Source organism: Pseudomonas sp. ef1, assembly GCF_007293365.2.
Taxonomy (GTDB): domain Bacteria; phylum Pseudomonadota; class Gammaproteobacteria; order Pseudomonadales; family Pseudomonadaceae; genus Aquipseudomonas; species Aquipseudomonas siliginis.
Window position 1 is genome coordinate 145,780 of the sequence record NZ_CM129815.1, and the last position, 12,356, is coordinate 158,135.

Annotated in this window: 15 protein-coding genes; 7 read left to right on the forward strand and 8 right to left on the reverse strand. The window is 59.3% G+C overall.

Annotated elements, in window-relative coordinates:
* Positions 1-26: 26 nt before the first annotated feature.
* Together erpA and argC are read right to left on the reverse strand one after the other, a co-directional pair.
* A complete protein-coding gene (erpA, locus tag FEE99_RS00755) occupies positions 27-377 on the reverse strand; it encodes an iron-sulfur cluster insertion protein ErpA (protein ID WP_007918905.1) in 351 nt (116 codons plus the stop codon).
* A 147-nt stretch (positions 378-524) separates the two neighbouring features.
* On the reverse strand, positions 525-1,559 hold the full coding sequence (gene argC, locus FEE99_RS00760; protein WP_041476674.1) for an N-acetyl-gamma-glutamyl-phosphate reductase: 1,035 nt from the start codon (positions 1,557-1,559) through the stop codon (positions 525-527).
* A 134-nt stretch (positions 1,560-1,693) separates the two neighbouring features.
* Here argC and hemJ point away from each other — a divergent pair, with 134 nt between their 5' ends.
* From hemJ to coq7, 6 genes are all read left to right on the forward strand, one after another.
* Positions 1,694-2,122 carry a protoporphyrinogen oxidase HemJ gene (hemJ, locus tag FEE99_RS00765; RefSeq protein ID WP_039757756.1) on the forward strand — a complete coding sequence of 143 codons (429 nt, stop codon included), beginning with the start codon at positions 1,694-1,696 and terminating at the stop codon, positions 2,120-2,122.
* A gap of 33 nt (positions 2,123-2,155) precedes the next feature.
* A complete protein-coding gene (locus FEE99_RS00770; protein ID WP_041476675.1) occupies positions 2,156-3,124 on the forward strand; it encodes an NAD(P)H-dependent flavin oxidoreductase in 969 nt (322 codons plus the stop codon).
* A gap of 80 nt (positions 3,125-3,204) precedes the next feature.
* Positions 3,205-4,152: a DUF805 domain-containing protein gene (locus FEE99_RS00775; protein ID WP_041476676.1), complete on the forward strand. Its 948-nt coding sequence runs from the start codon at positions 3,205-3,207 to the stop codon at positions 4,150-4,152.
* 61 nt (positions 4,153-4,213) lie between these two features.
* Positions 4,214-5,002 (forward strand): SDR family NAD(P)-dependent oxidoreductase, encoded by a 789-nt coding sequence (locus FEE99_RS00780; RefSeq protein ID WP_041476677.1) that lies wholly within the window; start codon positions 4,214-4,216, stop codon positions 5,000-5,002.
* A gap of 56 nt (positions 5,003-5,058) precedes the next feature.
* Entirely contained in the window at positions 5,059-5,397 is a 339-nt protein-coding gene (locus tag FEE99_RS00785) for a histidine triad nucleotide-binding protein (RefSeq protein ID WP_017128660.1), read from the forward strand.
* 196 nt (positions 5,398-5,593) lie between these two features.
* Complete coding sequence (gene coq7 / locus FEE99_RS00790; RefSeq protein WP_041476678.1) at positions 5,594-6,241, forward strand: 2-polyprenyl-3-methyl-6-methoxy-1,4-benzoquinone monooxygenase; 648 nt, start codon at positions 5,594-5,596, stop codon at positions 6,239-6,241.
* A 111-nt stretch (positions 6,242-6,352) separates the two neighbouring features.
* On the opposite strand, the gene speD is transcribed toward coq7, so the two are convergent.
* Positions 6,353-7,147, reverse strand: a complete 795-nt coding sequence (gene speD, locus FEE99_RS00795) for an adenosylmethionine decarboxylase (protein WP_024014530.1) — start codon at positions 7,145-7,147, stop codon at positions 6,353-6,355.
* Between the two features lie 237 nt (positions 7,148-7,384).
* Positions 7,385-7,807 (reverse strand): OsmC family protein, encoded by a 423-nt coding sequence (locus tag FEE99_RS00800; RefSeq protein WP_016772921.1) that lies wholly within the window; start codon positions 7,805-7,807, stop codon positions 7,385-7,387.
* Between the two features lie 235 nt (positions 7,808-8,042).
* Between FEE99_RS00800 and crp the strand changes: the two genes are divergently transcribed.
* Positions 8,043-8,687, forward strand: coding sequence for a cAMP-activated global transcriptional regulator CRP (gene crp / locus FEE99_RS00805; protein WP_041476679.1), 645 nt, complete (start codon positions 8,043-8,045; stop codon positions 8,685-8,687).
* On the opposite strand, the gene FEE99_RS00810 is transcribed toward crp, so the two are convergent.
* From FEE99_RS00810 to FEE99_RS00825, 4 genes are all read right to left on the reverse strand, one after another.
* On the reverse strand, positions 8,684-9,382 hold the full coding sequence (locus tag FEE99_RS00810; protein ID WP_041476680.1) for a lipoate--protein ligase family protein: 699 nt from the start codon (positions 9,380-9,382) through the stop codon (positions 8,684-8,686). The genes crp and FEE99_RS00810 overlap by 4 nt on opposite strands.
* A 124-nt stretch (positions 9,383-9,506) precedes the next feature.
* Entirely contained in the window at positions 9,507-10,343 is an 837-nt protein-coding gene (gene trpC, locus FEE99_RS00815; protein ID WP_041476681.1) for an indole-3-glycerol phosphate synthase TrpC, read from the reverse strand.
* Positions 10,340-11,389, reverse strand: a complete 1,050-nt coding sequence (gene trpD / locus FEE99_RS00820; protein ID WP_041476682.1) for an anthranilate phosphoribosyltransferase — start codon at positions 11,387-11,389, stop codon at positions 10,340-10,342. Before trpD ends, trpC begins: the two co-directional genes overlap by 4 nt.
* Before the next feature lie 9 nt (positions 11,390-11,398).
* On the reverse strand, positions 11,399-11,992 hold the full coding sequence (locus FEE99_RS00825) for an aminodeoxychorismate/anthranilate synthase component II (protein ID WP_041476683.1): 594 nt from the start codon (positions 11,990-11,992) through the stop codon (positions 11,399-11,401).
* Positions 11,993-12,356: the final 364 nt, after the last annotated feature.

Here is a 12,356-nt window from a genome sequence, read left to right on the forward strand (position 1 = left end):
GTTTTGTTGTGTGCTGTAAAGCGCGATCAGATCGAGAACGACGACCCGCAACCACAAGTCGTTGTCGCGTTCGGGTTCTTGATCACGAAGCGTGAACCTTCCAGACCTTCCTGGTAGTCCACCTCCGCGCCGGCCAGGTACTGGAAACTCATCGGATCAACCACCAGACTCACGCCTTCGCGCTCGACAATGGTGTCGTCATCGGCCACGTCTTCATCGAAGGTGAAACCGTATTGAAACCCTGAACAACCGCCGCCCGTAACAAATACGCGCAGCTTCAAGCGATCATTCCCCTCTTCATCGACCAGGCTCTTCACCTTGTGCGCAGCACCTTGAGTGAATTGCAAAGCCGTGGGGGTGAAGGATTCGACGCTCATGCTGACTATCTCCCGGCGTTACGCCGCCATAATGCGTGATGACGCGCATTATCCGCTTGTCCTAGAAAATTGGTCAACTATTAGAGGAGCAGCGGCAAGCTTCAAGCAGTGAGCTTCAAGCTTGCGGCTTACAGGTTGTGGCTAACGTTACGGCAGCATACCGGCGTGGGACAGACCGAAGCGCTCATCCAGTCCGAACAGAATGTTCATGTTCTGCACCGCCTGGCCCGAGGCGCCCTTGACCAGGTTGTCAATCACCGAGAGTACCACCACCAGATCGCCATCCTGTGGACGATGCACGGCGATGCGGCACACGTTGGCGCCGCGCACGCTACGGGTTTCTGGGTGGCTGCCCGCAGGCATCACATCGACGAACGGTTCGTTGGCATAGCGCTTTTCGAACAGTGCCTGCAGATCCACCGAACGATCGACCACAGTCGCGTAGAGCGTCGAATGGATACCGCGAATCATCGGCGTCAGGTGCGGTACGAAGGTCAGGCCGACATCCTTGCCCGCCGCGCGACGCAGGCCCTGGCGAATTTCCGGCAGGTGGCGATGACCTTTTACCGCGTAGGCCTTCATGCTTTCCGACGTCTCGGAGTACAAAGAACCTACAGCCGCGCCGCGCCCGGCACCGCTGACGCCGGATTTGCAGTCGGCGATCAAACGCGATGCGTCGGCCAGACCTGCTTCAAGCAGTGGCAGGAACCCCAGTTGTGTAGCGGTTGGATAGCAACCCGGTACCGCGATCAGGCGCGCTTTCTTGATCTGCTCGCGATTGACTTCCGGCAACCCGTAAACAGCTTCGTCCAGCAGATCTGGCGCGCCGTGCGGCTGGCCGTACCACTTGGCCCATTCATCAGCGTCTTGCAGACGGAAGTCGGCGGACAAGTCGATGACCTTGGTGCCCGCCGCCAGCAGTTCGCCTGCCAAGGCGTGAGCCACACCGTGCGGCGTGGCGAAAAACACCACATCGCAAGCGCCAAGGGTTTTCACGTCCGGCACGCTGAAGGCCAGCCCGTCATAGTGACCGCGCAGGTTCGGGTACATGTCAGCTACGGCCAGACCGGCCTCGGATCGGGAAGTGATGACGACCACTTCTGCCTGCGGATGCTGTGCCAACAGACGCAGCAGTTCGACACCGGTGTAACCCGTGCCGCCGACGATACCGACCTTGACCATAAACCTGCCCTCAACGAACCCACTGGAAAGCCGTCGATAATAGGGGCCGCGCGCGCCTGCGACAACCGCCAAGGTGACGCGCGGACGCTCAAGCCTCTACTATCTGGCTACCGTGAATGAGGGAATACCCAAAAATGCTCTATCTATGGCTCAAAGCGTTTCACATTGTCAGCGTCGTCTGCTGGTTTGCCGGACTGTTCTACTTGCCGCGCCTGTTCGTTTACCACGCGCAAAGCGCAGACACGATCAGCCAGGAACGCTTCAGCGTCATGGAGCGCAAGCTGTATCGCGGCATCATGGGCCCGGCGATGATCGCCACGCTGATCTTCGGTGGCTGGCTGATCTACCTCAACCCTAGCCTTTTCAGCCAGGGCGGCTGGATCCACGCCAAACTGACCCTGGTCGTATTGCTGATCGGCTACCACCACATGTGCGGCGCGCAGGTCAAACGCTTTGCCCGTGGTGAAAACACCCGCAGCCATGTCTTTTATCGCTGGTTCAATGAAGTGCCGGTTCTGATATTGCTGGCTATCGTAATTCTGGTCGTGGTCAAGCCGTTCTAACTTCAATCAATAAAAATCTTCGGGGTGTTCACAATGTCGCTGCCCGCTTTGCTCGAACAACGTCTGCGTCTGCCCGTGGTGGCGGCACCGATGTTCCTGATCTCCAATCCGGAACTGGTGCTCGCCTGCTGCCGCAATGGTGTGGTCGGCAGCTTTCCGGCGCTGAACCAACGCGAAAGCAGTGGGTTCAAGGCTTGGCTGGAACAGATCGAAGCAAGCCTGGCGACTCTGGATAATCCGGCCCCTTATGCGGTGAACCTGATTGTTCACCACAGCAATCCGCGCCTGCAGGCGGATCTGGACATCTGCGTGGAGCATAAGGTGCCGATCGTGATCACCAGTCTCGGCGCGGTGAAGGAACTGGTCGACGCGGTGCACAGCTATGGCGGTCTGGTGTTTCACGACGTGACCACGCGCCGCCATGCCGAGAAAGCCGCTGAAGCCGGTGTCGACGGGCTGATTGCCGTCGCGGCCGGCGCCGGCGGGCATGCCGGCACCTGGAGCCCGTTTGCGCTGATTGCCGAGATCCGCGAGTTCTTCGACAAGACACTCTTGCTTGCGGGATGTTTGAACCACGGCCATGAGATTCTCGCCGCGCAGCTGCTAGGCGCGGATTTGGCCTACTTCGGTACGCGATTTATCGGCACCACAGAAAGTCACGCGCCTGACGCCTACAAAGACATGCTGCTGACAGCCAAGGCTGCCGACATCATTCATACTCCAGCAGTGTCGGGAGTACCGGCCAGTTTCATGCGCCAGAGCCTGGAGGCGGCCGGTTTCGACATGGCGGCACTGCAAGGCAAGGGCGAGGTGAAGTTCGGCGACAAGCTCAAGCCGATCAACGATGAAGCCAAAGCCTGGAAGACCGTGTGGTCGGCGGGCCAGGGTGTTGGCCAGATTGGTGATCTGCCAAGCGTGGATGAGTTGATCGCCCGGCTCGACGCAGAATATCGTCAGGCTCAGGCGCGCGCCGCACAGCTGCCGGAACGCTGGCCGCGCTGAGCAATACCCCCGGCCAGTCGCTGTCAGACTGGCCTTGAACTGACTACTGCAAACCCAATCGCGACAAGGATGCCTCGGCCATGAGCGACACCCGTTACAAGATCGTCTTCGACGGCGCGCTGCAGCCCGGCGTCGACCTCACCACCGCCAAACTGAATCTGGCGGATCTGTTCAAAAGCGATGTGGTCGCCATCGAGCGCTTGTTCAGTGGCCGCACCGTCGCCCTCAAACGTGATCTGTCCCACAGCGATGCCCAGACGTATCTGCAGGCATTGAACAAAACCGGGATCGATGCGCGGATCGAAGCGGAAACCGCCATCGAGCTGAATCTGGCGGACGTCCACGATAACCCTGCAGCGGTGGTGGAACCGGACTCGCCTTACGCCCCGCCGCGCGCCAATGTCGGTGAAGCTCTGCCGCCATTCGCCACGCTCAAGCCATTCAGCGTCGAAGGCCGGATTGGTCGCCTGCGATTTTTGGCCTGGACCATGGTCTTGAGCCTGGTGACCCTGCCCATCGTCGGTGTGTTTGCCTTGATTGCCTTGGGTCTGGTCAGTGGCGATTCAACCACAGGCCTGATCCTCGGCGGCATTCTGGCGGTCTTCCTGTTCCTCGGCTTCATGATCGTCAGCATTCTGTTCAGCGTTCAGCGCCTGCACGATATCGGCTGGTCGGGCTGGCTGTGGTTGTTGAATCTGGTGCCGTTCGTCGGCAGTTTTTTCCCGCTGGTGATGATGGTCGTACCCGGCAATGCCGGCGCCAACCGCTATGGGCCGCCACCACCGCCGAACAGCACGGCCGTCAAAGTGCTGTGCTCGTTATGGATCGTATTCTTTGCACTGATTTTTGCCGGAGGCCTTCTTGGCGGCTTCTCGGCTGTGCAGAAAGAATATGAAAGCAATCTGGAGAGCAGCTATGACAGCGGCTCGGTGACCACCGACGAAGTTGAGGCCGTCGAACCGCCAGTGATTTCCGCCGACGAGGCAGCCGAACCGGCGCAGGCCCCTGTAGACTCTGCGCAAGAATGAACAGCGCTCCCTGCCGCGACAACCGCGTCGCCGGCGCGGAGCTGTTGCGATGGAGAACTGCATGACCCGTTACGCTCTGATCACCGGTGCTTCCAGCGGCATCGGCCTGGCCATGGCCGAAGCACTGGCCCGGCGCGGCCGCAGCCTGATTCTGGTGGCACGACAGCGTGATCAGCTGGAAAGTATCGCCATCGAGCTGACCCAGCGTTTCGATGTCGAAGTATTGTTTCGCGCCTGCGATCTCGGCGAACCGTTGCGCCTGTCGGGCTTTTTGCTGGAGCTGGAAGAAGGCGACCGGCAGATCGATCTGCTGGTCAATTGCGCAGGCATCGGCACCTGCGGGCCATTCCTCGCGCAAGACTGGATGACCGAGCAGGACCTCATCGAGGTCAATATCCTCGCCCTCACCCGCCTCTGCCATGCGGTGGGTAACAGCATGGCGCTGCTGGGTGGCGGGCAGATCCTCAATGTCGCCTCGGTGGCTGCGTACAGCCCCGGCCCGTGGATGAGCACGTACTACGCCAGCAAAGCGTATGTGCTGCATTTTTCCGAAGCCCTGCGCGTGGAGCTCAAACAAAGCGGCGTGAAAGTTTCGGTGCTGTGCCCCGGCCCGACGCGCACACCGTTCTTCCGAACCGCACAGATGAGTAGCGAAAAGATCGAAAGCAGCCACTCGCTGATGAGTCCGGAAGAAGTGGCACTGCATGCCGTACGCGCACTGGATAAAAACCGCGCCATCATCATTCCGGGACGACGCAATCGCTGGCTGGCGTTCCTGCCGCGGCTGGGTTCGCGCTGGCTCAATCGCACCATCGTCGGCATGATCAACAAAGCTTACTGCCCCCGCTAGGAAGACAACTTCGAAGCGGTACACTCGATTCAGCCCAACTCAACGGAGAAACAGCAGTGGATACTCTGTTCACCAAGATCATCAACCGGGAAATCCCGGCGAAGATCATTTACGAGGACGACCAGGTTCTGGCCTTCCACGACATCGCCCCCCAGGCTCCGGTGCACTTTCTGGTAATCCCGAAAAAACCGGTGCGCACGCTCAACGACCTGACCGAAGACGACAAGGCGCTGGCCGGGCACATCCTGTTCACAGCGCAGCGTCTGGCGCTGGAACTGGGTTGCGAAGAAGGCTTCCGCGTGGTGATGAACTGCAATGAACTTGGTGGGCAGACTGTCTATCACATTCATATGCACGTGCTGGGTCAGCGCCAGATGAACTGGCCGCCGGGCTGATTGGCGACAACCAACTGTGGGAGCGAGCCTGCTCGCGAAGGCGCCGATACATTCAACACTTCAGTATCCGAAAATCCGCTTTCGCGAGCAGGCTCGCTCCCACAAAAAAGCCTGACCGCGCAGCAAGTGACCCAGCGCAAACCCTCGCCGGCCGATTCGGTTAAACTGGCCGCCGAGATTCTTCCCGGAGGTCAGCATGACTACCCAACGTCACTACTCGCCCATAGACCGTCTGCTGCTGCAAGCCGATGCCGCGATGCGCACTCTGTTGCCCTTCAGTGGCCAGCCGTACCGCCCGTCGCCAGCGATTCTGCAGCCGGATACGCAGATGAGCGATGAAGACACTCGCCACGTCGCCGGCCTGATGCGCATCAACCACACCGGCGAAGTCTGCGCCCAGGCGCTGTATCAGGGGCAGGCGCTGACCGCCAAGTTGCCGCAGGTACGCGCAGCCATGGAGCACGCGGCTGAAGAAGAGATCGACCATCTGGTCTGGTGTGAGCAGCGCATCCATCAGTTGGGCAGCCACACCAGCGTGCTGAATCCACTGTTTTACGGCATGTCGTTCGGTATCGGCGCGGTGGCCGGACTGATCAGCGACAAGGTCAGCCTTGGTTTCGTTGCGGCGACCGAGCATCAGGTCTGCAAACACTTGAACGAACATCTGGAGCAATTGCCGGCCGAGGACGAGAAGTCCCGGGCGATTCTTGAGCAGATGCGCATCGATGAAGAACACCATGCGGAAAGTGCCCTGGATGCGGGCGGGTTTCGTTTTCCGGCGCCAGTGAAGTTCGGCATGAGTTTGTTGGCGAAGGTGATGACCAAGAGTACTTATCGGATCTGAGATCCGTGTCGGTGCTGATGACCTCTTCGCGAGCAGGCTCGCTCCCACAGGGGTTTTGTTTGAAGCATGAAAAAGGCGACCTGGAGGTCGCCTTTTTTGTTTCCGGGAATCTTAGGTCGGCATGTTGCGCGCGTAGAAGATTTCCAGCATTTCGTGTTTCACACGGTCGGTCACCTGGGCACGTTGCTCGGGCGAGAGGTTGCTGGTGGCGTCGCCGAACAGGTAGTTGTCCAGTTCGAAGTTCTTCAGCAGCATTTTGGTGTGGAACAGGTTTTCCTGATACACGTTCACGTCGGTCATCTGGTACGCGTCGCGAGTGTCTTCGGAGAGGTAGTTCTGGATCGAGTTGATCTCGTGGTCGATGAAGTGCTTGTTGCCTTCAACGTCACGGGTGAAACCGCGCACACGGTAATCCACGGTCACGATGTCCGAATCGAACTGGTGAATGAGGAAGTTGAGCGCTTTGAGCGGTGAAATGACACCACAGGTCGACACGTCGATATCCACACGGAAGGTCGCAATACCATCGTCCGGATGGATTTCCGGATAGGTGTGCACCGTGATGTGGCTCTTGTCGAGGTGGGCCAGAATAATTTCGGGCAACGGGCCCGGCGATTCTTCGATCTGGCTGTCAGTCGGGGTTACCGGCTCCTCCGAAATCAGAATCGTGACGCTGGCGCCCTGGGGTTCATAGTCCTGACTGGCGATGTTCAGGATGTTGGCACCAATGATCTCGACAACTTCTGTGAGAATCTGCGTCAGGCGTTTCGCGTTGTACTCTTGATTGATGTACTCAACGTAAGCCTGCTGGTCTTGCGGGGTTTCCGCGTAGCAGATGTCATAGATGTTGAAGCTCAAGGTCTTTGTCAGGTTATTGAACCCGTGGAGCTTGAGTTTGCTTTTCACCGTTAAAAACTCTCTATGTATGCGGCGCGGCCGCGTGATCAAGCATGCCCGTCAAGTGCGAACAACGCACCTGCGTAGGACGGTTAACACCTCTTCGCGATGGCGATTTTGGTTATCTGTTCAGGCGGATGACCCGTCGGCTGACCGATCACTGCCCTGAAAAAAGTGGCGCATTATGCAGACGTCAGCGGGGGATCGCCAGAGTCTGCACTGCTTTTATGATAGTTGAATGTCGGTTCAGCCGAGTTCGACGATTTCATAATCGTGGGTGATTGCCACGCCAGCCGCGCCGAGCATGATCGACGCCGAGCAATACTTCTCGGCCGACAGCTCGATGGCGCGCTTGACCTGAGCTTCCTTCAGGCCTCGGCCCTTGACCACGAAGTGCATGTGGATCTTGGTAAACACCTTGGGATCTTCAGTCGCACGCTCGGCATCAAGGAAGGCTTCACAGCTTTCAACGGCCTGGCGCGACTTCTTCAGGATGCTGACCACGTCGAAGTTGCTGCAACCGCCGACACCCAGCAAGAGCATTTCCATCGGGCGAACCCCGAGGTTACGGCCACCGGCGTCCGGCGGGCCGTCCATTACCACGACATGACCGCTGCCGGATTCGCCGAGGAACATGGCTTCGCCAGCCCATTGGATGCGTGCCTTCATCGCCCAGACTCCACTGTAAAAAAAGGGTCGCCAGCTTAGCACAGCGCTTTGTCCCGACAGGAACGACGTCCTAGGACGGATGCTTTCTGGCTGTAGGTAATTTCTCGAATTTACGACGAAGTGTCTGGTAAGCTGGCGCCAATTCGCTGGCGCCAATTCGTCAGCTCTGTAGCGACCGCCTTCAGCGCCTCATAAAAACTCAAACATCACCGTGCAGTCTTTTCGGGATACAACCATGGTTGCTATTACCCCCACACCCAAAATCAAGAACATCGACAAGCTGTTGATGCATTGCCAGCGCCGGCGTCATGCGGCCAAGAGCAATATCATCTGCGCCGGGGATCGCTCGGACACGCTGTTTTTCATCATCAAAGGCTCGGTCACCATCCTCATCGAAGACGACGATGGTCGCGAGATGATCATCGCTTACCTGAACGCCGGGGATTTCTTCGGCGAACTGGGTCTGTTCGAGCAGGCAGGTCAGGAGCAGGAGCGCAGCGCCTGGGTGCGTGCCAAGGTTGAATGCGAAACCGCCGAAATCAGCTACGCCAAGTTCCGCGAACTGTCGCAGCAAGATCCAGACATTCTTTACGCCCTCAGCGGACAAATCGCACAACGCCTGCGCAACACCACGCGCAAAGTCGGCGACTTGGCATTTTTTGACGTCACCGGCCGCGTCGCCCGCTGCCTGCTGGAGCTGTGCAAACAGCCGGACGCCATGACCCACCCGGACGGCATGCAGATCAAAGTCACCCGTCAGGAAATCGGTCGGATTGTCGGTTGTTCGCGAGAAATGGTCGGCCGCGTGCTCAAGGATCTGGAAGAACGCAATCTGGTCGATGTGAAAGGCAAGACCATGGTGGTCTTCGGCACGCGCTAGACGTAAATCTGCGCCAGCATCAAACGAAACAATTCATCGAGACGCGCCAATGCCTGTGGCGCGTTGAATTTCTCATGCAGGGCGATGTGGCTTTGCGCCCTCACCCGTTGATCCAGGCCGCAGGCTTCATTGAAGCGATTGACCGCAGCAACCATCGCTTCGCGCTCGTCATCCATCAGCATCGCACCATGCACCAGGCCAACCGGACGCTGGCCTCCCTGACTCTGGCGCCAGCGCTGGGCCGTGCCGACCATCTTGCGACCGTCGAGATTGACGTTGAAACGTCCATCACAGAATGCGCCGTCGATTTCCCCGACCGACGAGGTGCCACCCAATTCATCCAGCAACTGACAGATCGGATCGCACAAACGACGGTAGCCGGTTTCGATGCGGTTCAGGTCGCCTTCGCTGCGAGGCGGGGCGTATACCAAGGCAATGTTGATGGTCGCAGCGGATTGCGGGACGGGCTCACCGCCGGTTTCACGCAACAGCACCGGCCAGCCAGCAGCAGCGGAAACTTCGCAGGCGTGGTCGAAATGCGGGAGACGGTTGAGGCGGCGCGGCATGACCAGCGCGCGATCGGTGGGTTGCCAGAACAGCAGGCCGAATTCGGCGTCGCCGGCGCAGACCGAGGCCAGCAAGTCCTGTTCGGCTTGCAGGCCGGATTCGATGGTCAGCGGGGTTGGCAACGACATGGTGAGCTCCGGCAGATTGAATCTCTTTAGCGGAATTTAGCGCCTCTTCGCGAGCAGGCTCGCTCCCACACTGGAATGCATTTCCCTGTGGGACCGAGCCTGCTCGCGAATGAGGTCGACTCGGTCAGTCGAGGGTCGAACCACTGATCGGCACACCACGCTCCGGAAAGAACAGGCGCTGCAATTCAATGCCTGGATTTTCCGCGCGCATGAACGCTTCGCCGACCAGGAACGAGTACACATCGCTGATTTCCATCAGCTCGACGTCGGCCCGATTGAGGATGCCGCTCTCGGTGATCACCAGGCGATCGCGCGGGATGCGCGGCAGCAGGTCGAGGGTGGTTTCCAGACTGACGTCAAATGTGTGCAGGTTGCGGTTGTTGACCCCGACCAGCGGCGTGTCGAGGGTCTTCAGCGCGCGCTCCAGCTCGTCACCGTCGTGCACCTCCACCAAGACGTCGAGACCGACCCCTTTGGCCACGGCGGCCAGCTCGGCCATTTTCACGTCGTCCAGGGCGGAGACGATCAACAACACGCAATCGGCGCCAAGCGCGCGGGCTTCAACGATCTGGTACGGATCGATCATGAAATCCTTGCGGATCACCGGCAATTTGCAGGCGGCGCGCGCCTGTTGCAGGTAGGCATCGGCGCCCTGGAAGTAGTCGATATCGGTCAGCACCGACAGACAGGTGGCCCCACCCTTTTCGTAGCTCTTGGCGATGTCTGCCGGGACGAAGTCTTCGCGGATCACGCCTTTGCTCGGCGAAGCCTTTTTGATTTCGGCAATCACGGCCGGTTGCTTCTTCTTCGCTTGCGCCAGCAAAGCCTGGGCAAAACCACGGGGTGCATCGGCCGCCTTGGCCAGACTTTCCAGCTCGCTCAGGCTGACCCGAGCGCTGCGCTCGGCGACTTCCTCAACCTTGCGCGCAAGAATGTTTTCCAGAACCGTCGGTACACTCATCCTTCATTCTCCACTTTGAATACCGCGGTAAAGGCACCCAGCTCCTCGAGTTTTTCCCGAGCGAGGCCGGTGTGCAGCGCGTCGTGCGCCAGCTCCACACCTTGTTTCAGACTGCTTGCGAGGTCGGCGGCATACAGCGCCGCACCGGCATTGAGCACAATCATCTCGGCAGCTTTCTGGCCGTTTTCGGTTTTGCGCTTGCCGAGGGCATCGCGGATCAGCGCCAGCGATGCTTCCGGGCCTTCGACCGACAGACCGTGCAGGCTCTGGCTCTTCATGCCGAGGTCTTCCGGTTCGACCCAATACTCAGTGATTTCGTTGTTTTTCAATTCAGCGACAAAGGTCGGCGCGGCGAGGCTGAACTCATCCAGGCCGTCCTTCGAATGCACGACCAGAACGTGTTTGCTGCCCAGTCTTTGCAAGACTTCGGCCAATGGCCGGCACAGCGCCTGAGTGAACACGCCGACTACCTGATGTTTCACACCGGCCGGATTCGTAAGCGGGCCGAGCATGTTGAACAGCGTGCGCAGGCCGAGTTCGCGGCGCGGGCCGGCGGCGTACTTCATCGCTTTGTGGTGAGTCTGGGCGAACATGAAACCGATGCCGACGTTGTCGATGCAGCGCGCGACCTGCACCGGGGTCAGGTTCAGATAAATGCCGGCAGCTTCCAGCAGATCGGCACTGCCGCTCTTGCCGGACACTGCGCGGTTGCCGTGCTTGGCCACGGTGCAACCGGCGGCTGCGACAACAAAGGAAGACGCGGTCGATACGTTGAAGATATTCGCACCGTCACCGCCGGTGCCAACCACATCGACGACGCCGTCGAGGGTTTTCAGCTCGACCTGATCGGCCAGCTCGCGCATCACCGACACGGCGCCGACGATTTCGTCAATGCTTTCGCTCTTCATGCGCATGGCCATCATGAACGCGCCGATCTGCGCTTCGGTGCACTGGCCGGTCATGATCTCGCGCATCACATCGCGCATTTCATCGGTGCTGAGGTCGAGGTGTTCGACGATACGGCTGAGGGCTGTCTTGATATTCATGGGAAGTCCTTAGCGCGTGCCGCCGGTTTGTTTGAGGAAATTGGCAAACAACTCATGACCCTGCTCGGTGAGGATCGATTCGGGGTGGAACTGCACACCCTCGATGTTCAGGGTCTTGTGACGCAGGCCCATGATCTCGTCGACCGAGCCGTCATCGTGCTGGGTCCATGCGGTCAGCTCGAGGCAATCGGGCAGGCTGTCGTGCTTGACGATCAGCGAGTGGTAACGGGTAACGGTGAGCGGATGATTGAGGCCGGCAAACACGCCCTTGTCCTCGTGGAATACCGGGCTAGTCTTACCGTGCATGACTTGGCGGGCGCGGACCACATCACCGCCGAAGGCCTGGCCGATGGACTGGTGGCCGAGGCAGACGCCGAGGATCGGCAGTTTGCCGGCGAAGTGCTTGATCGCGTCGATGGAAACGCCCGCCTCGGTGGGCGTGCACGGCCCGGGGGAAACCACGATGCGCTCGGGATTCAGCGCTTCGATTTCGGCGATGGTCAGTTCGTCGTTGCGCACCACTTTGACCTCGGCACCCAGCTCGCCGAGGTATTGCACAACGTTGTAGGTAAAGGAGTCGTAGTTGTCGATCATCAGCAACATGGCGTTTCGAACCTCTTGAATTCTGACTTGATGACAGCCTTCAGATGACTTGCCCGCAGGGCGCTGCGCGATGTCGGACGCGCACAGGGCGCCAGCACAGCGGCATTTCAAACAGACAAGGAAGGCAAAGCGATACAGATCCGGCGGAGCCGGCAGAAAAGATTCAGGCGCGCCAACGCCAGCGGGCGTGTGCCTTGATGACTTGATCCAGGAGTTTGCTGGTGATCAACACGGGGAAGGTCTCGTTCATACGTTCCGGCACAGTAACTTAGCTGGGCGGAGCGTGCAATATGGCGGGGCCTGCGGGTTATAAAACGGCAGAGGGATTCGCGACCGATGGCAAAAGGCCGAAAGTTTTTGGTAC